The following is a 21,268-nucleotide window of genomic DNA, read 5'->3' on the forward strand; positions in this document are numbered from 1 at the left end:
GCCAGCGGCTGCAAACCGCGCGGCCGCTGTTAGAACTCCGAGACCACCTGCGGGATGCAGCCGTCACCCGGTTCGTAGTAGGAGCCGTGGTCGGGGACCACGTCCGTCACGTCGTGGTCCTCGTAGTTGGCCGGTGCGTCCGCCTCGTCCTGGATGCCGTATCGGCCGACGGCGCTGTTGAACTCACCGAGCGAGTAGGCCCAGGCGAGGACGTCGTCGTCGGTTTTGTAGTAGTTGTCGAACTGCCCGGCCACGTCCCTGATGTCCGTGCCGTATTCGTCGTCCAGTTCGACGTCTTCGTCGTCGATCGCACCGCCGAGCAGGGTGGCGGACCGCACGGCGTCGTGACGTCCCCACTCGTTTAACGTCTCCAGCGCGCTGCCGACGACGCGAGCCCCCAGCGAGTGGCCGATGAGCCTGACCGGACGGTCGGTGTCGGTGATCCAGTTCGCCAGTTTCGGCCCGTTGTTCCGGGCGATCTCCTTGGCCTCGTACCAGCCCTGGTCGATGCCGCCGCCCTTGTCCGAATCCCACGAGAATCCGACGTTGAAAGCGTCGTATCCGTTCTGGTCGAGGGCGAGTTCGCACGTGTACGCCGAGTCGATGTCGTCGTCGTTGCCGTCGTCGGCGTTCCAGCCGTGGACGAACACGCAGATCTCGGTGGCGTCGTCGTACTTGTCCCAGTCGCCGACGGTATCGTAGTCGGTCGCGGTGTGTCCGTCCGTCAGATACGGGTCGCCGTACCAGTTGATCGCATAATGGTCCCGCGTACTGATGAGCGGATAGTCGTGTGGCGCCTCGTAGTCACCGTCGCTCCCGCCGGCCGCGGCAGTACCCGTCGCGGCACCGAACCCGACGAGTGTAGTCCCCACCGTGGCGGCACCCCTGAGGAAGCCGCGACGACCGGTCGCGCTCTGATCGTTGTCTGTGCTCCCAGCCCGTGATTCGTGTGAGCGATTCACGTCCTTGCAAGCAACAGGGTAGCTATTGTAATTTTTCGCTAGCTATATATTTTTAATTTTTATACTATAGGTTGAAACTAGCGGCGTGTTTATAAATAGGCCCGAATATGAGGTGACTTAAATGAGTACAGGACGCGAGAGTGACGATTCAGCAACTAGTCAAACCCCGTTCACTGAACGCGGAGCGGAGCCACGCAACCTCGAGCGGTAATTATTCCTTCGAAGGCACGAATGGCACCTACAGCCTGCACCTCGAAAAACGGACCCTCGCTTCGCTCGGGTCCGAACAGCGATCTAGTCCGACGCTTCAGCAGCAGCCAACGGTTCGACCGCGATCGTCAGCGCCACGTCCTCGACCGCCCACTCTTTCCGGTGGCCGTCTTCGACGCCACCGAACTCGTCGGCGCGGACTTCCTCGGCGATGAGGGCCTCGTGTTCGCGGACGAGGTCGGCGATCCGGTCGTCGTCGATGTCGAACTCGACCTGGATGCGCTCCTCGATGTCCAGGTCGAGGTCCTTGCGCATCTCCTGAACGCGGCGGATGACCTCGCGAGCGTAGCCCTCGCTCTCGATGTCCTCGGTGAGTTCGGTGTCGACGTAGACGACGCCCGAGCCGTCCAGCGCCTCGAAGCCCGAGCCGCTGATGTCGTCGGGCGTGTGGCGAACGAACTCGACCATCTCCTCCGTGAGGTCGACGTCACGGCCGAGTTCGTCTTCGACGGCCGCTTCGAGCGCGTCGAGGGACTGCTCGGTGACCCGAGCCTCGTTCAGCGCGTTCATCACGCGGCCGGCCTCGTCGCCGAACTCCGGCCCGAGCAGGCTCATGTCCGCCTCGGCGGAGAAGGTGATCTCGCCCCAGTCCTCGTCGGGATCGACGACCTCGACGTCGCGGGCGTTCAGTCGCTCGGCGAGGATATCGGTCTGGCTCTCCAGCGAGGCAGTGAGGTCCTCGCCGGTCGTCACGTCGACGATGACCTGCGTGACCGGCCAGCGAAGGCTCCGTTCGGCCTGCTGGCGGGCGTTCGAGCCGGCTTCCTCTGCAGCGCGGACCGCTTCGACGTCGGCTTCGAGAGCCTCGTCGTGCCAGAACTCGTCGCGGTCGGGCCAGTCGCGCATGTGCACCGTGTCGAAGCCGGCGTCGCCGGTGAGATTCTGATAGATCTCCTCGGCGACGAAGGGCGAGAACGGCGCGAACAGCGTCACGACCTGTTCGAGGACGTGATACAGCGTGGCGTACGCCGCTTCCTTCGAGCTGCTGTCGTCTTCCTCCCACAGCCGGTCGCGGACGGTCTGGACGTAGAACCGCGAGACGTCCTCGACGACGAGCTCGAGCAGCGCGTCCAGCGCTTTGTGCTGCTCGAAGTCCTCCATGTGTTCGGTCATCTCCTCGGTCACGCTCTGGAGGCGCGAGAGCACCCACTCGTCGACGAGTTCCGTCTCCGCGTCTTCGACGTCGACCGCGTCGGGATCGAACTCGTCCATCCGCATGTACGGCAGCGGGAACCGGAACACGTTCCAGAGGATGTTGAGCCGGCGCTTCATCTCGGCCATCTCGTCCCAGGAGAACTTCATGTCGTCCCCCTGCGGGTTGACCGACAGCAGGAAGAGTCGCATCGGGTCCCGGCCGTGACGGTCGATGGCCTCGCCGGGTTCGACGATGTTGCCCAGCGACTTGGACATCTTCCGGCCGTCCTCGTCGAGTGCCCAGCCGTGCATCAGCACTTGGTCGTATGGCACCTCGCCCATCGCGGCGGTGCCCATGCCGAGTTGCGACCAGAACCAGCCGCGGGTCTGGTCGTGGGCTTCCATGATGAGGTCGGCGGGCCACAGTTCCTCGAAGGTCTCCTCGTCGCTGGGGAAGCCGATGGTGCCCCACGTGGCGACCGAGGAGTCCAGCCACACGTCGAACACGTCGCCGACGCGGGTGTACGTGGTGCCGTCCTCGGTGATCGTCAGGTCGTCGACGGTCCCCTTGTGGATGTCCACCGTCTCGGGGTCGACGTCCTGATCGACGCGCTCTGCGAGTTCCTCGCGAGTACCGACGACGATGGCCTCCTGCATCTCTCCGCTCCAGTCCTCGGGCGTCCAGATCGGGATCGGGATGCCCCAGTAGCGCTGGCGCGAGACGTTCCAGTCCGGCGAGTCCTCGACGAACGACGTGAAGCGGTTGTCCCGAGCTTCCTGCGGGTACCACTCGCTGTCCTGGATGTTGTCGAGCAGTTCCTCTTTGATGTCCGTGACCGTGATGAACCACTGGTCGGTGACGATCTGGATGATGCCCGTGTCACACCGCCAGCAGTGGCCGTAGTCGTGGTGGACGGTACCCCGGGCGAGGAGGTGTCCCTCGGCGTCGAGGTCGTCCATGATGCGCTCGTCGGCGTCCTTGACGAACTCGCCGGCGTACTTGCCCGCGGCGTCCTCGTAGGTACCGTCGGGACCGACCGGACAGAAGACGTCCAGGCCGAGTTCGCGGCCGCGTTGGAAGTCGACTTCACCGTGCCCGGGAGCGCTGTGGACCAGGCCCGTCCGGTCGGCTTCGACGTAGTCGGCGGTGTAGACCTGCAATGCGCCGTCGAAGTCGGGTGCGTCGGGTACTTCCTCGCGGAGCGGGTGGTCGTACTCCCAGCCGACCATCTCCTCGCCCGAGACTTCCTCGACGATCTCGTAGTCGTCGTAGCCGCCCTGTTCCAGGGCGTCCTCGACGCACTCCTCGTGGAGGTAGAGGACCTCCTCGTCGTCACCCTGCTCGGCGCGGACGGCCTGGTAGGTCGCCTCGCCGTCGACGGCGACGAAGGTGTTGGCCGGGATCGTCCAGGGAGTAGTGGTCCAGATGACGAGCGAGCCGTCGCGGTCGCTGAGGGGGAACTTCACGTAGATAGACGGGTCCTGGACGTGGTCGTACTCGACCTCGTTGTTGGCGATCGCCGTCTCACACCGGGGACACTGGGAGATAGATCGCTGCCCCTGCTCGACGAGGCCCCGCTCGTGAGCCTGCTGGAACCCCCACCAGGCGGCCTCCATGTACTCGGGGTCGACCGTCTTGTAGGGATCGTCCCAGTCCATCCAGACGCCGAAGGACTTGAAGTCGTCCTGGAGTCCCTCCAGTTGCTCCTCGGCGAACTCCTTGCACTCTTCGATGAAGGCGTCCTCGCCGAACTCCTCGATGTCCTTCTTGTTCTCGAAGCCCAGCCGTTCCTCGACTTTCGTCTCGATGGGGAGCCCGTGCATGTCGTAGCCGGGGCGGTCGGTGACGTCGTAGCCCTGCATGCGGAGAAAGCGGATGTAGACGTCTTTGAGCGTCTTGTTCCAGGTCGTCCCCATGTGCGCCGACCCGGAGGTGTACGGCGGGCCGTCGACGAAGAAGTACGTCTCCCCGTCGGCCCTGTGGTCTTTGGTCTGCTCGTAGGCGTCGACCGCGTCCCAGTAGTCGAAGATCTCCTCCTCGACCGAATGAGGGTCGTACTGGTCGTCCACCGGATCGAACCTGCTCATGTGTCCTCCAATTGGGGCCGGGACTAAAGGCAAATCGGTCCGACAACGGCGTCAGTACTGCGACGCGACGGCAATCCGAACATATCCCACGAACACCCGTCGGACTGTGCAGGCGCGCCGTCGAAACGCGGCCGTCACGGGACGGTCCGAGACGAGCAGCGGTGAAAACCGAGCACGGAAAAGAATCGGGAGATCGACGTATTGGAGGTCCCAGATTTGCAGATCAATCCATTCCTGCGCCAGGCTCCTCGGAATCGTCGAGTTCGCCACCGTCTTCGCCGATGCCGTCCGATCCGACGGTCCCTTCCTCGTCTTCCTCGTCTTCGTCGTCTTCGACGATGCCGCCTGCGTCGCCAGCCTCGCCAGATCCGCTCGATCCACCGGCTCCGCTAGTTTCGTCCGCTTCCTCCGATTCGTCGGCTCCACCGGCTTCCTCGGCCCCACCGGCTTCGCCGGATTCATCCGAGTCGCCAGCCCCAGCCGAGTCGCTGGAGGCGCCCGAGCCGACGTCGAGTCGCGGGAGACCGCCCCCGAAGGACAGGATGATCGCGATGATGATCACGATCACCACGATGAGCGGGTCGCTCCTGTGCCTGTCGTTCCCAGCGGTCGACAGCTCGTTCTCGGCCACGTCAGAGACCGACCGCGAGCCGTTCGTCCGCGCGTCGATCTCCTTGTACACGGACCTGTCGGTCGATTCGACCTGCTCAGAGAGGGGGTCGGGCAGCGCGTTTACCTCCTCGGGCGTGTCGCCGTTCGCGAGCGTCGCGATCGCGCTTTCGACCTCGGGTTCGAGCAGGTTGTGGAGGTCGATGGAGTCGACGCTGGTTCCGGCGATGGCGTCGCCCACGACGTTCATCCGGACGCCCGAAGCGGTCACCAGTTCGATCGCGGACCCACCGTTCGAGACCTCGAGGGTCACTTCCCGGGCCGAGATCGCCTCGTCGGTGACCGCCAACCCGTTCACGTCGAACAGGTCGAGCAGCGTAAAGGAGAGGCGCTGTCCGGATCCGGTGTTTCCGTTGTCGTCTCCGCCGCCGTCGTCTCGTTCGTCCTCGTCATCCTCACCGGGGCCGTCGTTCCATTCTCCCTCGTCGTCGTCCTTGTTCTCCTCACCCTCGTCGTCGACGCCGGCTGCGACGCCGGAGATGCCGCCGACGGCAGCAGCGCCGCCGAGGGCGCGAAGGAGCGTCCGTCGGGTGTTTTCCAGTGGCAGGTCGTCGAGCGTACCGCCGTCCGTAGACTCCGTTGATTTCTCAGTCATAGTTTTCGTGATTGCACGTCCGATCAGTCTCGGTCGCTGCCGACCGGGTCAGCACTGGCATGCAGTGGGATGCAGTCCGTCCACCCGTTTGGTTATCTGGCTCCGGAATCTCGCCACTAGGACAGCTTACTCGGGTAATGGGTCGGTGAGCGCGTAGAATAGCGTGGATGAACCGACAGCCGTGCCGCAAGTGACCGGAACAGAACGCGCCCGTAGCCGACGCCGGAGTGAACAATCGTCGCTTATGCCGCGTGAGCAACTGAACCAGACGCTGGATGCAGTGTTCGACCATCCGGAACGGCTCGCGAAAGCAACCGTTCGCAGCTGGACGGTCCGCGGTTCGGCCGGCGGCGAACCGCTCAAACCCCCCGGGCACGAACGAGCGACCGATGCCCCCGTTTCCCGACCCCGACAGCCAGCACGTCCTCGCCGACGACTGTCAGCGCTGTCCCGCGCTCGTCGACGCCCGGGAGTGCATCGCCTGGGGAAACGGTCCGCTCGACGCCGACCTGGTCGTCGTCGGTGAAGCCCCCGCGGCAGGCGACCCCGACGCGACCCGGTGGCAGGGCGGCAACTGGACGGGGATGGCCTACACTTCGCGTCACTCCGGGCGACGCGTCCGCGAGTTGCTCGCCGACGCAGGCTACGGGCTGGAACGCTGTTACTTCACGAACGCGGTGAAGTGTTTCCCCGCCGAGAACCCCGACGCGGACGCGCCGACGAACCGGGCGCCGACGCCCGGCGAACGGGACCACTGCCGATCGTACCTCCGAGCGGAGATCGAGACTGTCGACCCGGACGCCGTCGTCACGACCGGCAAGCACGCGACACGGTCAGTGCTCGCGTTCACGGGCAGCGACGTCGACGGGTTCCTTGATCTGGTACTGGAGCCGATCGACTGCCCGCCGCTCGAGACGACCGTGCTGCCGCTCCTCCACCCGAGTTACCAGGCGGTCTGGCTCGGCAGACTCGGATACGACCGCGACGAGTATGTCAAGGAGATAGGCAGAGTCACCAGAAACGTCTGAATTAAGGACTCTATTATGGTTTTAACCGCTTCCTAAAACCATCAGATAACATTCATTCGTCGCGGTGCTTATCACCGTTGATGGGATAACTGTGGTACCATGTCGAGAGAGTCTGGGGACCAGGGGGAGGGTCGGTCCGTTAGTCACCGACAAACAGGGGACGCAGTGGACGACGGCTGGTGTTCCGGGCTCGCGAACGCGATCCGGGACGGCGTGTATCGACTCGACGGTGACCGGCACGTCACCGCGGTCAACGACGCGCTCGTCGAGGTGACGGGATATTCCCGGCGAGAACTGCTCGGTGAGCACGTTTCCGTGCTGTTCGAACCCGATGCGTTCGCTCGGGCCGAGTTGGCGATCAGGCGGCTGCTGAGCGGAGACGACCGGGGCGTCGAGGCGATCGACGTGCAGGTCACGACCGCAACCGACGACGCGGTACCCTGTACCCTCCGGGTCGGGACGGCTGATAGCGAGGACGGGGGCGCCACGATCGGCGTGCTCCGTCCGAACCAGCCCACCGCACCCACTGGCTCTGATTTCAAGTCCTCGTCTCCCCGGGAAGCGAGCGTGGGTTCGTTCGAGGAGAGTCTCTCCAGGGCGCTCAGACGCATCTGTCGGGAGACGCGATGGGTCTACGGCGACGCGTGGATGCCGACGGCGTCCGGGGAACTGGCGCTCGTTTCGAGCGCCGACGTCCGGGACGCGGACGCGGAGTTCGCTGCAGCGTCGAGCGCCACGACGTTCGAGCCGGGAGAGGGACTCGTGGGACGGGTGTACGAGAGCGGCGAGGCGGAGTGGATCCGGGACGTGACGGACGCGGACGCGCAGTTCCACAGAGCGGCCGCCGCTCGTGAGAGCGGGCTCACGACGGCGCTCGGCGTCCCCGTCGTCGCCGACGCGGGCGTCATCGCCGTGCTGACGTTCCTGTTGCCAGCGCACGAGGCCGTCGACGAGCAGATGATCGACCTCCTCACGACGATGGTCGATCAGCTCGGGGAGGTGCTCCAGGAGTTACACGCGGGGTACACGCGGTGGCAACACGACGAGCAGTTCCAGCAGATGGTCGACGCCATCGAGGACTACGCGATCTTCATGCTCGACCCCGCCGGACGGGTCGTCACCTGGAACGAGGGCGCAAAGCGACTCAAAGGCTACGAGCGAGACCAGGTCGTCGGCGAGCACATCGCGACGTTCTACACCGAGGAGGACCGGGAGGCCGGCCGTCCGGACCAGAACCTCGCCGACGCAGCCAGCGAGGGGCGCCTCGAGACCGAGGGGTGGCGCGTCCGGAGCGACGGGTCGCGCTTCTGGGCGAAAGTCACCATCACCGCCGTCCGCGACGACGACGGCACGCTCCAGGGGTACACGAAGGTCACGCGAGACATGACCGAGCGCCGCGAGTACGAACAACAGCTCCAGCACGAGCGCGACACCCTGGAGTCGGAGATGACGGACGTGTTCGAGCGCGTGACGGACGCCTTCTTCGGACTCGACGACGACTGGCAGTTCACCTACGTCAACGCGCAGGCAGAGCAGTTGCTCGACGCGTCGAAATCGGAGCTACTCGGAGCGACCATCTGGGACGTGTTCCCCGAAACCGTCGGCTCGACGTTTCAGGAACAGTTCGAGCGCGCGATGGTGGCCCAGGAGCCGGTGAGCTTCGAGCAGTACCTGGCCCCGCTCGACACCTGGTTCGCGATAAACGCGTATCCCTCGGAGAGCGGGCTGTCGGTGTACTTCCGGGACGTCACCGACCGCAAGGAGCGGGCAACCGAAGTGCGTCAGCAACGCAACCGCGCGCAGACGATCCTCGAACTCGCAGGGTCGGTGATGGTCATCATCGACCCGGACGGCACGGTGTCCTACGTCAATCAGCGCGGGTGCGAACTGCTGGGCTACGAGAAGGACGAACTGCTCGGCGCGGACTGGTTCGAGACCTGCATCCCAGCGCGTCACAGAGACGACGTTCGGGACGTCTTCGAGAACGTACTCGCCGGTTCGGACGAGGCCGACACCCGCGTCGGAACGGTCGTCACCGCCGACGGGAACGAGCGGCTCATCAAGTGGAACAACACCGTCCTGAGAGCCGACGGGGACGCGAGCGTCCTGAGCGCCGGGACGGACATCACCGAGCGGATCCACCGCGAGGAGCGCCTCCAGCGCTACAGCGACTACCTGAACCAGTTCTATCACACCTCGACGCGGGCCGACGTCGACTTCGAGGAGAAGGTCGAGCGACTGCTCGCCTCCGGGCGCGAGTTCCTCGATTTCGACGTCGGAATCCTCTCGGAGATCGACGGCGACGACTACCACGTACGGCATGTGAGCGACGAAACCGGAAATATCGGCGTCGGCGACACCTACTCGCTCGCCGACACGTACTGCGAAGTGACCCTCCAGCAGACCCAGCCCCTCGGGTTCGCGTCCGCCTCCGACGCGGACCTGACCAGCCATCCTTGCTATCGGGAGTTCGAGCTGGAGTCGTACCTCGGCGTGCCGGTCCACGTCAACGGCGAGTTGTACGGGACGCTGAGTTTCGCCAGTCCGGACCCGCGTGACCGGGAGATCACCGAACTCGACCGGACGGTCATGACGTTGCTCTCGCAGTGGATCGGCTACGAACTCGGTCGAAAACAGCGCGAGCGCGAACTCGAAGAGTACGAGCAGGTGATGGAGACGATCGACGACGGCGTCTACGTGATCGACGAAGCGAGCGAGTTCGTCTTCGTCAACGAGGCGTACGCGGAGATGACCGGGTACACCCGGGCGGAACTCATCGGTGCCCCGGCCGCGAGGGTCGTCGGCCAGGAGACCGCCGACCGGGTCGAGGACGCCTACGAGACGGTACGGACCAGCGACCAGGAGACGCTCACCGTCGAGGGACCCATGCAGCGGGCCGACGGGACCGAGTTCATGGCAGAGGGGACGCTCTCCGTCATGGAACTCGACGACGGCCGGGTCGGTCGCGTCGGCGTCGTCCGCGACATCACCGAACGCAAGGAGTTCGAAGAGACGGTCCAGGCGCTCCACAGCACGACGCGCGACCTCTACGAGGCGACCAGTGACGAGGCGGTGAGCGAGCGGATCGTCGACGCGGCGACGGAAGTGCTCGACCTCTCCGGGGTCGCCGTGTATCTCTACGACAGAGAGCGCGACGAGCTGTATCCCGCCGCCGTGTCGAGCGAGGCGGCGTTCATGCGCGGCCAGTCGTTGCCGCGCGTACCCCCAGACGAGTCCAGCCTCACCGGACACGTCTACGCCAGCGGGGAGTCGGTCCGCCTGGCTGACGTGCGGAACTCACCGCACCTCAATGCCGACGAGACGGACATGCGTGCCGGGGTCTTCGTCCCGCTGGGCGATCACGGCATCGCGATCGTCGGCTCGCGCGAAGTCGACGCGTTCGACACCGAAACCGAGCAACTGGTGGAGCTGCTGGCCACGAACGCCGAGAGCGCGCTCGACCGCCTCGACCGCGAGCGTGAACTCAAAGAGTCACAGCGGCGGCTCCGGACGCTGGTCGACAACTTCCCGAACGGCGGCGTCACGCTGTTCGACGAGGAACTGCGCTATCTCGTTCTCGGCGGCGAAATGCCGACCGACGTCGGCAGGACAGCGTCGGAACTCGAAGGCAGGCTGATGGACGAGGTGCTGCCGGAATCGCTCTCCGAGGAGCTGCGGCCGCTGTTCGAGACCGCGTTGGACGGCGAAGCGAGCACCGTGGAGCTCGAAGTCGGTGACCAGATCCGGAAGCTCCACACGGTCCCCGTCAGAGACGACGACGGCGCCGTCATCGCCGGGCTGGCGATGTCCCAGGACGTCACGGAACTGCGCCAGCGCGAATCGGAACTGCAGGGACGCGTCCGCCAGCAGCAGGTCGTCACTCAGCTCGGCCAGCGCGCACTCGCGGCGGACGACCTCGACGACCTGTTCGACGAGGCGGTCGAGTTCGTCGCCGAGACCCTCGACAACGACTACTGCAAGGTCCTCGAACTGGAACCGGACAGTGACCGCCTGCTGCTCCGCTCTGGGGTCGGCTGGCGTGACGGGCTCGTCGGGTCGGCACGCGTCCCGACCGACCGCCAGTCCCAGGCCGGCTACACGCTCGCCTCCGAGGAGCCCGTGGTCGTCCCCGACATGGACGCCGAGACCCGCTTTTCCGGCCCGGAGCTACTCACCAGCCACGACGTGGCGAGCGGCATCAGCGTCGTCATCGGCCCGCCGGAGGAGCCGTGGGGGGTGCTCGGCATCCACGACACGGAGAAGCGAGCGATCAGCGACCAGGACGTCAACTTCGTCCAGTCGGTCGCGAACATCCTCACGACGGCCATCGACCGCATCGAACACGAACAACAGATCGAGCGCCAGCGCGAGCGCCTGGCCGCGCTCAACAACCTCAACGGCATCATCAGGGACATCATCAGCGTCCTTATCCAGCAGTCCACGCGCGAGGACATCGAGGAGTTGGTCTGTGAGCGGCTGGCCGACTCGGACTCCTACGCGTTCGCGTGGACTGGCGACGTCGACACCAACACCGACGAAGTGGTCGTCCGAGCCGAGGCCGGCGTCGAGGGCTATCTCGAGGACATCACGATCACCGTCGACGACAGCTCGGACAGCCAGGGCCCGACGGGTCGGGCGATCAAAGCCGGCGAGGTCCAGGTCTGTCAAGACGTGACGGAGGACCCGGCGTACGAACAGTGGCGCGACCGGGCGCTCGAACACGGCTATCGCTCGTCGGTGGCCATCCCCATCATCTACGAGAACACCACCTACGGGGTGTTGAACGTCTACGCGAAACGGCCGTACGCCTTCAGCGGTGAAGAGCGCGCCGTCGTCGAGCAACTCGGCGAGGTAATGGGCCACGCTATCAACGCCATCGAGCGAAAGCGGCTGTTGATGAGCGACGAAGTCGTCGAGGTGGAGTTCCGAATCCGCGACATGTTCGAGGAACTCGGCCTCGAAGGGACCCCCGAAGGGAAGTTCTCCATCGCACAGACCATCCCCACCAGCCGAGGGTATCTCGCCTACGGAACCGCCAGCGCAGACGGCGCCGAGACGCTGAAGCGACTCGTCGAACAGCTGTCAGCCTGGGCGGACGTGTCGTTCATCAGTGAGGAAGCCGAGGGCACCCGCCGATTCGAGCTGAAGCTCGCGGAGCCACCGGCGCTGAGCATCATCACCGCCCACGGTGGCCACATCCCGTCTGCGACGTTCGCCGACGGCGACTACCGGATGACGGCCGAACTCCCGCCGAACGCACCCGTTCGCGAGGTCGTCGAGACGGTCAAAAACGCGTACCCGGCCACGGAACTGCTCGCCCAGCGCCGGACGGCCGCCGACAGGGAAATCGTCAGCCGACACCAGTTCGACCTCGCCGACCTCCTGACCGAGCGGCAGTTCGCCGCCCTGGAGGCCGCCTACTTCGCGGGCTTTTTCGAGTGGCCCCGCGAGAGCACCGGCGAGGACGTGGCCGACGCGCTCGACATCTCAGCGCCCACGTTCCACCAGCACCTGCGGGGCGCCGAACGACGCCTCCTGAACACGATCATCGAGGGAGACACCACCGCGTAGCGCCCCGTCCAGCGTTTCAGGCAGTCGATCCTAACCGTTTAGGGAATCCCCTTTTGCCACCATAGCGGGTCCGTTTGCGGTAGATGAGAACAGCGGAAACTCCCCCGGCAGCAACTGTGCTCAGGCAGTACGAGCCGCTCTCGTCGGCCCAGTCACGGCGCCTGGTCCGTCTCCTCGCCGCCCAGTCAGCGCCCCTCTCACCGGCGGCCCTGGCTGTGGTTCGTGCCGTCGAGGACCACGCCGGAGCGCCGGCCGCGGTCAGCGAACGAGCGATACGGCAGCACCGAATCGACCTCGTGCACGGCGAGCTCCCCCGGCTCGCGGCCAGCGACCTGATCGAATACGACGGCGACACTGCAACCGCGACTGACGAAGGGATCGCGGCGGTCAGAACCGTCGAAGACGCCATCCCACCGGACGTCGACGGGGACGCACTCCTGTCAGTAATGAACTCCGACCGACGGCGCACCGTCGCGTCGGTCCTCGCGCGCACGCCCCACGAACGCGTGACGCTGACCGGCCTCGCCGTCGCCGTGGCGACCGTCGAGCAAGACGCTGACCTCACGCGGATCGATCAGTCGACGCTGGAAGAAGTCCAGACGACGCTCCACCACGTCCACCTCCCGAAACTGGACGAGGCCAGATTCGTCGAGTACGACGCCGAGACGCGGACGATCGCCGACGAGGGAATCGAGCGCATCGGCTCGGCGTGGCTCACCGAAACCGAACCGCTCAGCTCGGTGGCGAGTGACGGCGGCCACGACGCCTCAGCAGCGGCCGACGAGAACGTCTGGAGCATCGACGCCCACGAGGACGTCGTCGAGCGGATGCGGGCACTGGCCGACCACGCGGACGACGAACTCGTCGTCGTCCTCGCGGCGGAGGGGCTGTTGACGCCCGGCTGTCTCATCCACCTGCGAGTGGCGACAGAGCGCGGCGTCGACGTCGCCATCGGGACACCGCACGCGGCCGTGCGCGACCGGATCGACGCAGCGGTCCCCGAGGCAACAGTCTGGAACCCACAGCAGCAGTGGCACCTCCCGTCGCTCGGCGGGGAAGGCCGACTGAGTCGGCTGGTCGTCGCCGACACCCGGGCGGCCATGCTGGCGACGATCGATCGGAACCGGGTGGCGTCCGAAACGGCCGTCACTGGCGACGGACGAGACAACGGCCTGGTGACGGCAGTCCGCAAACTGGTCGACTCGCGACTCGACGCCGGCGGCAACCGGCAGCCCGACCATCAGTCACCGGCGTCGCCGTAACCGCGCCGGGAGCGTTAACTCGCCAGCCCGACAACTGGTCAGTACATGGTGTCGGTCGTCGACCTGTTTCAGCAGGTCGCAGGAACGGATCCGGTCGTCCAGGGGCTGGTCGGTGGCATCGTCATCGCAGCGCTCAACCTGTTCGGTGCGTCGCTCGTCCTCGTCTGGCGCGACCCCTCGGAGCGCGCGCTCGACGGCGCGCTGGGCTTCGCCGCCGGCGTGATGCTCGCGGCGGCGTTCACGAGCCTCATCATCCCCGGCATCGAGCAGTACTCGGGCGGCGATCCGATCCCGGTACTTGTCGGGGTCGTCCTCGGCGTCCTCTTTCTCGACCGCGCAGACGTGGTGGTGCCACACGCCCACTACCTGCTGACCGGATCCAAGCGAACGGACGCCGCGAACCCCAGCGAATCGGTTCCGCTCGAAAGCGAGCGGGTCACGCCGGTCGTCCTGTTCATCCTCGCGATCACGCTCCACAACATGCCCGAAGGGCTCGCCGTGGGGGTCGGCTTCGGCTCGGGCAACGTCGAAACGGCCATCCCGCTGATGCTCGCCATCGGCATCCAGAACATCCCCGAGGGACTGGCCGTCTCCGTGGCGGCCATCAACGCGGGGCTCGACCGGAAGTTCTACGCGATGTTCGCGGGCCTGCGCTCGGGGATCGTCGAGATTCCGCTGGCGCTGTTCGGCGCGCTGGCCGTCCAGGTCGCCCGCCCACTGTTGCCCTACGCGATGGGGTTCGCCGCCGGCGCGATGCTGTTCGTCATCTCAGACGAGATCGTCCCCGAGACCCACACCAGGGGCCACGAGCGCATCGCGACGCTGGGCACCATGGCCGGCGTCGTCGTCATGCTGTATCTCGACGTGAGTCTCGGGTAGTCGCGACCCCGTACACCGTTTTTCTCGACGCACGAAACGCGAAACCAGCCTGAATCTTCTTGGTAACGGGACCCATTGAAACGGCAAATGGGAACGCGCAGTGGCTGGCTGAAACTCGGCGGGGCAGTGCTCGGCGTGGTCGTGCTGGTGGCAGTCGTCGGCGTCGGCGTCGCGGTGACGACCTTCGAGCGACCGACGGTCGAAGGGTCGGAGTACGCCTGGGGCGAGGTGACCGACGCGACGACCGAAATCGACACCACGGTCGTCGTGAACAACCCCAACCCGGTCGGACTGCCGGGCATCGTCGACGTCTCGTACACCGCGACGCTGAACGACGTGACCCTCGCGACGGGACAGCGATCCGGCGTCGGGTTCGGCACCGGGACGAACACCATCGACCTCACCGCGGAGATGCGAAACGAGCGCATCGCCGCCTGGTGGGTCAGCCACGTCAACGGCGGCGAGGAATCGACGCTGAGGATCGACGCGACCGTCGCTGCCCCCGGGTTCTCCAAGCAGATCCCCGCCAAGGAAGAGCGCATCGAGACCGACATTCTCGGCGGATTCACCCAGCAGGGCGAGCGCACGGTCACGGTCCAGAACGACACGTTCCTCCGCGTCAGCGACCAGTCGGCCGCGTGGGGCGAGGCCACCGCGGAGCGGACGCCGATCACCTTCGCGTCCACGATCGAGAACGCCCACGACTACCCAGTCACGCTCGACGGCGTCGAGTACGTCGTCACGATGAACGGCGTCGAACTCGGCCGCGACCGGAAGACGACGGGCGTCGCCATCGAACCCGGGCAGCGGGACGACCTCGACGTGACGGTCGCGCTCGACACCCCGAAGATGGCGGACTGGTGGGCCGAACACGTCAGGGACGACGAGACGAGCGACCTCACCGTCGCGATGTACGGCATCGTCGAGCAGAACGGCGAGCAGAAACGGATTCCCATCCGCCTGTTCGACGAGACGCTCCGGCTCGAAACCGACATGCTCGGCGGGAGCGGTACGAACGTCACGAACGTCGGCAGCCCACGCGCCCCGGCGGTCGCGTGGCCCGAGGTCACCGAGACGAGCCGCGAGTGGGGCACCGTCACCGACGCCACGACCGAGATCGAGTCGACGTCGACCATCGACGCCCCCGACAACGACATGACCGACGTGCTGACGCTCGCGTTCAGCCAGGAGACGACCATCAACGACGTGACTGTCGCCAGCGGCTCCCAGCGGGTTTCTGCCCTCTCGGCCGGCGCGAACCAGGTCGAACTGACGGCCGAGATGGACAACGGCGAGGTCCCGACCTGGTGGGCGCGCCACCTCAACCGCGGCGAGCGATCGACGGTGCGGACGACGCCGACCGCGCTCGCCGACGTCGGCTTCACGAAGTTCGACGTGACCATGAACGACCGGGAGAGCACCGTCGAGACCGACCTGCTGGCGGGCATGAACGGCGACCGCAACGAGAAAGTCACCATCAGCGGGCAGGACGCGCTGACCGTCCGCAGCGTCCAGTCCGAGTGGGGCGAGGCGACCGCCCAGACCGCACCGATCGACGTCGAAGCGACCGTCGAGAACGACCTCCCGACGCGCGTCGAGGTCAGCAAAGTCGAGTACACGGTGTCGCTGAACGACGTGGTGCTGGCCGACAAGACGACCCGGAACGTGGACGCGATCGGAGCGGAGTCCACCGGCACCGTCTCGCTGACGATGGCGCTCGACAACCAGCAGATGGACGAGTGGTGGGTCACGCACGTCCGGAACGACGAACAGTCGTCGCTGGACGTCTCGGTCGTCGTGACCGTCGACTCACGGGCCGGCAGCGCGACCCAGGAACTCGACTCGCTGGGCCAGTCGACGACCATCGAGACGGACGTGCTCGATTCGAACGGGAACTGACGGCGCATCCCTCTCTCCGGCGGTTCCGGCCGGTCGTCGAGTCGCGGCCGGCACGTCCGGCGTCCGTCTGACCCGTCGCTCGGTGGCGCCGATCAGGGGGTGGTTTCCGTGGTTTTCGACCCCGTGTCCGACCCGAGCGTGGCGGAGCTCTTGCCCTCGGAGGACTCCCAGACCACGCGGATCTCGTAGTCCGCAGACACCGCGGCCGTGAGCTGGTCGCCGGAGACGACCGCCGTCTCGCCGTTTTTCGTCCCGGTCGCGGTGGCGGCGCCGGCGTCGGTTGCCGCCTGCCACGTCGTGTCAGCGCTCGTGACCGCCGAAGCGGAGGACGCAGTTCCGGTGCTCGAACTGGAGCCACCGAAGCCGCTGCCGCGGACGGACAGTTCCGCGGCCTGGATCGCGTCACCGCCGTCGTGCGTGATCGTCAGCGTCCCCGATCCACCGGTTCCGTCGGGCGTGTACGAGAACGCGAACTGCGCGATCGGCGTCACGATGCCGCCCGATTCGTCGGTGCCGTCGTCGGTCTCCGCTCCGTCACCGCTCGCGTCCCCGTCGTCGTCCCCGCTTTCGGTCGTCTCCCCGCCGTCAGCAGTGCCTTCCTCGGTCGCGGTCGTCTCGCCGCCGTCCTCTGGGTCGCCGGCGGTCTCGGTTGCGTCGTCTCGGTCGGTCGTACTGCGGTCGCGCTCGGCGGCTTCCTCGTCGTCGTCATCGTCGCCCCCGTCCGCGGGCGATGGCCCGCCGTCGCCAGAACTGTCGTCGTTCGCGGCTGTCTTCGCGTCGTCGGTGCCATCGTTCTGTCCGCAGCCGGCGAGACCGACCACGCCGGCCGTGCTGACTGTCAAGAGATACCGCCGTCGCGTCATCCCATCGTCCATAACACGCCACACGTCCACCAGCCGCCGTCAAAACCAGTCGCCTCGTTACCAGTTTGTTTGCGTACCAGTCCACCGGCCACCCGGAGCGGGCCGCTGTGGCCGAAAAACGAAGCGATCGAGGCGCAGTAGACGCGTATTATGTTCCGGGACTGACGTGTGAGCGTTCGCAAACGGAAGATTTCGGTCGCGGAAGCGGGTCCGTTCCGAGCGCACTGATCGTCGGCCCGACGTCCAGCAGTCGGCGGTCTCGCCGCGGATTACATCCGTTCGATTATCGTCGCGATGCCCTGACCGAAGCCGATGCACATCGTCGAGAGCGCGTAGTCCTGTCCGGTGCGCTGGAGTTCGTGAGCGAGTTTCGTCAGGAGCATCGAGCCGGTGGCGCCCAGCGGGTGGCCGTGAGCGATCGCGCCGCCGTTGACGTTGGTGTCCTCCCAGGACGCGCCGGTCTCTTCGAGCCAGGCGGCGACGACCGCGGCGAACGCCTCGTTGACCTCGAAGAGGTCGATGTCGCTGACGTCCATGTCGGCTTTGTCGAGGACCTGCTCGGTGGCCGGGATGGGGCCTTTGAGCATCGTGAGGGGGTCGACGCCGACGACCTCCGTCTGGACGATGCGGGCCATCGGGTCCCAGCCGTGTTCCGCGGCGGCTTCCTCGCTGGCGACGAGCACGGCCGAGGAGCCGTCGACGATCCCCGAGGAGTTGCCGGCGTGCTGGACGCCGTTGCCCTCCTCGCGGAAGGACAGCGGGAGGTTCGACAGCGTCTCCACGTCGGTGTCGGGCCGCGGGTGTTCGTCCTGCTCGACGGTGACCGTCTCGCCGTCGAGTTCCGTCTCGACCGGGACGATCTGGTCGTCGTAGTGACCGGCTTCCCAGGCCTCACCCCAGCGCTGCTGGGAATCGACGGCGATCTCGTCGAGTTCCTCGCGGGTAAAGCCGTACTCCTCGGCGATGCGCTCTGCACCCTCGCCCTGGGTGGTCACCTCGTCGAAGTGCTCGAAGTAGGTGTCCGTGACGCTGTTACCGTCCGAGCCCATCGGCACGCGGGTCATGTGCTCGACGCCGCCGCCGATGAGCACGTCGTGCTGGCCCGCCATGACCATGCTGGCAGCGAAGTTGATCGCCTGCTGGCCGGAGCCGCACATCCGGTTCAGCTGGACGCCGGGCACGTCGTCGCCCCACCCGGCCACCATCGGTGCGAGCCGGGCGATGTTGAGTCCCTGCTCGTCGATCGGCGTCACACAGCCGTAGATGACGTCTTCGATCGTGTTCGGCGCGTCGAAGCCGTTGCGGTCTTCCAGCGCTTTGAGGGGTTCAGCCGCCAGGTCCTGCGGGTGCGTGTCCCGGAACGAGCCGTTCTGCTTGCCGAACGGAGTCCGTACCGCGTCGACGATCACTGCGTTACGCATGGTTGTGAACTGTCATACAGGCGCGAGGAGTATCAGTGTTTCTTCGATCCCTTAACAAACTTCATAGAAACGAAAGTGGAGTTGCCAGGATTCCAGCGAGCGCGAGAGAGGGTTAACGAACGACGAACTAGAGGCCGCGTCGGACGCTACTCGACGGTGATGGTTCCGTCCTGATGGAGGTGGAGCTCCTGCTCTTCGACGGTAAAGGAGAGATACGTTCCGGGATCGGCGTCGACCAGGCGGACGACCTGGATCGCGTCGACGTACGTGCCGGGCTCGTCCAACTGGTCCCGTTCGAGGTCCGTCTCGGCCACGACGGTGTCGACGATCGCCTGACTCAGCGGGACTCGCGCCGCCGAGCCGGTCCCGTCGTCGACGGCGACGTAGATCGCGTTCAGATCGGTCTCGACGACGTCGATCGGATTCGCACTGTCGGGGTCCGTGCTGTCCGCTGCGTACTCCTCGCCCCAGATGTTCGTCACGACCGCCGAGTCGGTCTCGGCGTCGGCCGCGTCCTCGTCGTCGGGGCCGGGGCCGCCGAGGTTCGCCGGGAGGACCAGGTCCTCGTACTCCTGTGCGACCTCGGTGAGGCGGCTCTGAGCGGTGACGCCCATGACGTCGACGTAGGAGTCGACGAGAGCGCCGACGGTCGCGCGGTCGTCGTCGACGACGTTCGCCACCTGTCCGTCGTCGGTCACCTCGATGCCCTCGACCGAGCGGGCGATGTCGACGGCCCGTTTGCCGAGCATCGTCCGCTGGGTCTCGATCAGTCGTTCGGCGAGGCGCTCGTAGCTACTCATCCTAGGCCGTGGAGTGACTGCTCATCGTCTCCCACAGCATGTAGAACCCCGCCAGCAGCAGCGCGGTCGCGACGAGGTAGACCGCGCTCTCGACGCTGCCCGGCGGTCGCTCCAGGCTCAGGATCTGCGTGGCCCCGTCGAGCAGGCGCCAGACGGCGAAGACGATCACGCCGCCGCCGGCGACGTAGAGGGCCTTGCCGATCTCGCCACCGTAGGCGCGTGCAGCCTGGACGACGAACCCGACGGCGCCGATAGAGAGCATTACTTGCGCGATGAGACTCGTCGCGTACCACAGTCCGGGCTCCTCCGTTCCGCTCGCTCCGGTCTGAGCGAGCGCCGGCGTGGTGAACGCGACGCTTCCGACGCAGACGAGACACACCGTTAGGCCGAGATTACGTGCCAGCCTGCCAACAGTACGTGCCATTCTCATGAGAGATTCAGGCGAGTCAGTAATAACTGTTTGCACGCTTCAGGCCCGTCGTAACAACTCTGTAACCACAAATTATTCAATACGCTACAGTTTTAAATTAAGTCACCTGCTACGTTCGCGCTACTGGGCTCGGTGGGGAGGCCAGCAGCGTCGAGAGACCCCGTTCCGTTCGCAATGCCATCTGATGCCCTGGAAACCGACCGTCCGTCGAATCGCCAGCCGACCACGAGCAGCACACGGTTCGGATCAGCCTGGAGCCGGATCGCACGCCACGAGCGCAGCCTGTGGGGACTCGTCGCAGCGGTGTTCTGTGCCGACCTGCTGTCGACGTACCACGGGGTCCACCACGGACTGACCGAAGGGAACCCGATCGTTCGGTCGGTCCTCGCGGACGGTGGGTTCGTCGCGTTCACCACGCTAAAGCTCGCCACCGTGTGTTTCGCGTTCTCGGCCTGGGTCGTCACGCCCCGTCCGAACCGCATCGTCGTCCCGTTAGGGCTCGCGCTCCCGTGGGCCGCCACGTCGCTGATCAACGTCGTCGCGATCCTCGCTTAATCACCGAGGAACTGCGTCGCCGACCGCCAGAACAGGTCCCGCAGCGCCGACTGCGGCAGGTCGCGGGCGAGCAGCCCCGCACGCTCTTGCTCGTAGGCGTACGGGATGTTCGGGAAGTCCGACCCGTACATGATCGACTCGGAGAGTTCGACCAGCGTTTCGTCGGCGATGGTCGAGGGATCGAACCCGATGGCCTCGGGCGACCGTGGCGACATCGCCATCGTCGTGTCCAGGAAGACCTGGTCGTGTTCGCGAGCGAACTCGAGGAACCGGTCGACCTCGTACGTCCCCATGTGTGCAGCGCAGGCCCGAACCTCGGGGTAGGACGCGACGAACTGTGCGAACTGGTCGGCGCCGACGTGCGGGCTGTCCTCGAACATCGGCGCCGTCCCCGCGTGGAACAGGATCGGACGGTCGTACTCCGCGGCCAGTTCGAAGGCGGGATCGAGGCGCGGGTCGGCCGGGCCACACCCCTGGACCGGACACTGGAACTTCAGACCGCGCGCCCCCGCCTCGAACGCGTCGCGGACGACCTGTTCGACCGGGTCCTCCCCGTGAACCGTCGCGAAGGGGACCGCCATGTCGGAGTCGGCCGCCCGATCTACCACCCACTCGTTCAACTCGGCGGCTACGCCGGCTTCGTGGGCGTACGGGAGCGCGAAGTACCGGTCGACGCCGGCGTCTCGCAGGCGGGTCTCGATCGCCGCCTGCGACGTGGGATGGTCGAACGACCACTCGGCTTCGGCCGAGAGGGCCTCGCGAATCGCCGCGAGCAGGCGTTCGGGCATGAGGTGGACGTGGGCGTCGGTCGCCGGCGCGAACTGGCCCTCGGACATACCCGG

14 protein-coding genes are annotated in these 21,268 nt (G+C 66.2%); 6 read left to right on the forward strand and 8 right to left on the reverse strand.

The genetic code is table 11. The features are described from left to right. Nucleotides 1-29 precede the first annotated feature (29 nt). From ACFR9U_RS03955 to ACFR9U_RS03965, 3 genes are all read right to left on the reverse strand, one after another. Nucleotides 30-962, reverse strand: coding sequence for a DUF726 domain-containing protein (locus tag ACFR9U_RS03955; RefSeq protein WP_247376512.1), 933 nt, complete (start codon nucleotides 960-962; stop codon nucleotides 30-32). A gap of 294 nt (nucleotides 963-1,256) precedes the next feature. Continuing rightward, on the reverse strand, nucleotides 1,257-4,454 hold the full coding sequence (gene ileS, locus ACFR9U_RS03960; RefSeq protein ID WP_247376510.1) for an isoleucine--tRNA ligase: 3,198 nt from the start codon (nucleotides 4,452-4,454) through the stop codon (nucleotides 1,257-1,259). Between the two features lie 223 nt (nucleotides 4,455-4,677). Then, complete coding sequence (locus tag ACFR9U_RS03965) at nucleotides 4,678-5,718, reverse strand: hypothetical protein (RefSeq protein WP_247376508.1); 1,041 nt, start codon at nucleotides 5,716-5,718, stop codon at nucleotides 4,678-4,680. A 389-nt stretch (nucleotides 5,719-6,107) separates the two neighbouring features. Here ACFR9U_RS03965 and ACFR9U_RS03970 point away from each other — a divergent pair, with 389 nt between their 5' ends. The 5 genes from ACFR9U_RS03970 (at nucleotide 6,108) to ACFR9U_RS03990 (ending at nucleotide 16,357) form a co-directional block, all read left to right on the forward strand. After that, complete coding sequence (locus ACFR9U_RS03970) at nucleotides 6,108-6,746, forward strand: uracil-DNA glycosylase (RefSeq protein ID WP_247376506.1); 639 nt, start codon at nucleotides 6,108-6,110, stop codon at nucleotides 6,744-6,746. A 165-nt stretch (nucleotides 6,747-6,911) separates the two neighbouring features. Continuing rightward, nucleotides 6,912-12,317, forward strand: coding sequence for a PAS domain S-box protein (locus ACFR9U_RS03975; protein ID WP_247376504.1), 5,406 nt, complete (start codon nucleotides 6,912-6,914; stop codon nucleotides 12,315-12,317). Nucleotides 12,318-12,400: 83 nt separating this feature from the next. After that, nucleotides 12,401-13,579, forward strand: coding sequence for a DUF7344 domain-containing protein (locus ACFR9U_RS03980; protein ID WP_247376502.1), 1,179 nt, complete (start codon nucleotides 12,401-12,403; stop codon nucleotides 13,577-13,579). A 45-nt stretch (nucleotides 13,580-13,624) separates the two neighbouring features. Further along, nucleotides 13,625-14,458 carry a ZIP family metal transporter gene (locus ACFR9U_RS03985; protein WP_247376501.1) on the forward strand — a complete coding sequence of 278 codons (834 nt, stop codon included), beginning with the start codon at nucleotides 13,625-13,627 and terminating at the stop codon, nucleotides 14,456-14,458. An 87-nt stretch (nucleotides 14,459-14,545) separates the two neighbouring features. Then, entirely contained in the window at nucleotides 14,546-16,357 is a 1,812-nt protein-coding gene (locus ACFR9U_RS03990) for an LEA/WHy family protein (protein ID WP_247376500.1), read from the forward strand. Between the two features lie 92 nt (nucleotides 16,358-16,449). Here the strand turns inward: ACFR9U_RS03990 and ACFR9U_RS03995 are convergent, their stop codons facing one another. From ACFR9U_RS03995 to ACFR9U_RS04010, 4 genes are all read right to left on the reverse strand, one after another. Next, nucleotides 16,450-17,232, reverse strand: coding sequence for a hypothetical protein (locus ACFR9U_RS03995; RefSeq protein ID WP_247376499.1), 783 nt, complete (start codon nucleotides 17,230-17,232; stop codon nucleotides 16,450-16,452). A gap of 257 nt (nucleotides 17,233-17,489) precedes the next feature. After that, the gene (locus ACFR9U_RS04000) at nucleotides 17,490-18,641 is read right to left on the reverse strand and encodes a thiolase family protein (RefSeq protein WP_247376497.1); all 1,152 of its coding nucleotides are present in this window, start codon (nucleotides 18,639-18,641) and stop codon (nucleotides 17,490-17,492) included. A 146-nt stretch (nucleotides 18,642-18,787) separates the two neighbouring features. Further along, the gene (locus ACFR9U_RS04005; RefSeq protein WP_247376495.1) at nucleotides 18,788-19,441 is read right to left on the reverse strand and encodes a hypothetical protein; all 654 of its coding nucleotides are present in this window, start codon (nucleotides 19,439-19,441) and stop codon (nucleotides 18,788-18,790) included. Nucleotide 19,442: 1 nt separating this feature from the next. Further along, a complete protein-coding gene (locus tag ACFR9U_RS04010) occupies nucleotides 19,443-19,865 on the reverse strand; it encodes a hypothetical protein (protein WP_247376493.1) in 423 nt (140 codons plus the stop codon). Between the two features lie 180 nt (nucleotides 19,866-20,045). Between ACFR9U_RS04010 and ACFR9U_RS04015 the strand changes: the two genes are divergently transcribed. Then, nucleotides 20,046-20,426, forward strand: a complete 381-nt coding sequence (locus ACFR9U_RS04015; protein WP_247376492.1) for a DUF5658 family protein — start codon at nucleotides 20,046-20,048, stop codon at nucleotides 20,424-20,426. On the opposite strand, the gene ACFR9U_RS04020 is transcribed toward ACFR9U_RS04015, so the two are convergent. Beyond that, nucleotides 20,423-21,262 carry an amidohydrolase family protein gene (locus tag ACFR9U_RS04020; RefSeq protein ID WP_247376490.1) on the reverse strand — a complete coding sequence of 280 codons (840 nt, stop codon included), beginning with the start codon at nucleotides 21,260-21,262 and terminating at the stop codon, nucleotides 20,423-20,425. The genes ACFR9U_RS04015 and ACFR9U_RS04020 overlap by 4 nt on opposite strands. Nucleotides 21,263-21,268 lie beyond the last annotated feature (6 nt).

The organism is Halorientalis brevis, from assembly GCF_042678165.1.
In the GTDB taxonomy this organism is placed as follows: Archaea; Halobacteriota; Halobacteria; order Halobacteriales; family Haloarculaceae; genus Halorientalis; species Halorientalis brevis.

Bases quoted from the DNA above. Each gene is read 5' to 3' on its own strand.
- ileS (WP_247376510.1), bottom strand. From the start codon at position 4,454: ATGAGCAGGTTCGATCCGGTGGACGACCAGTACGACCCTCATTCGGTC.
- ACFR9U_RS03965 (WP_247376508.1), bottom strand. From the start codon at position 5,718: ATGACTGAGAAATCAACGGAGTCTACGGACGGCGGTACGCTCGACGAC.
- ACFR9U_RS03970 (WP_247376506.1), top strand. From the start codon at position 6,108: ATGCCCCCGTTTCCCGACCCCGACAGCCAGCACGTCCTCGCCGACGAC.
- ACFR9U_RS03980 (WP_247376502.1), top strand. From the start codon at position 12,401: ATGAGAACAGCGGAAACTCCCCCGGCAGCAACTGTGCTCAGGCAGTAC.
- ACFR9U_RS03985 (WP_247376501.1), top strand. From the start codon at position 13,625: ATGGTGTCGGTCGTCGACCTGTTTCAGCAGGTCGCAGGAACGGATCCG.
- ACFR9U_RS03990 (WP_247376500.1), top strand. From the start codon at position 14,546: ATGGGAACGCGCAGTGGCTGGCTGAAACTCGGCGGGGCAGTGCTCGGC.
- ACFR9U_RS03995 (WP_247376499.1), bottom strand. From the start codon at position 17,232: ATGGACGATGGGATGACGCGACGGCGGTATCTCTTGACAGTCAGCACG.
- ACFR9U_RS04000 (WP_247376497.1), bottom strand. From the start codon at position 18,641: ATGCGTAACGCAGTGATCGTCGACGCGGTACGGACTCCGTTCGGCAAG.
- ACFR9U_RS04005 (WP_247376495.1), bottom strand. From the start codon at position 19,441: ATGAGTAGCTACGAGCGCCTCGCCGAACGACTGATCGAGACCCAGCGG.
- ACFR9U_RS04010 (WP_247376493.1), bottom strand. From the start codon at position 19,865: ATGGCACGTACTGTTGGCAGGCTGGCACGTAATCTCGGCCTAACGGTG.
- ACFR9U_RS04015 (WP_247376492.1), top strand. From the start codon at position 20,046: ATGCCATCTGATGCCCTGGAAACCGACCGTCCGTCGAATCGCCAGCCG.
- ACFR9U_RS04020 (WP_247376490.1), bottom strand. From the start codon at position 21,262: ATGTCCGAGGGCCAGTTCGCGCCGGCGACCGACGCCCACGTCCACCTC.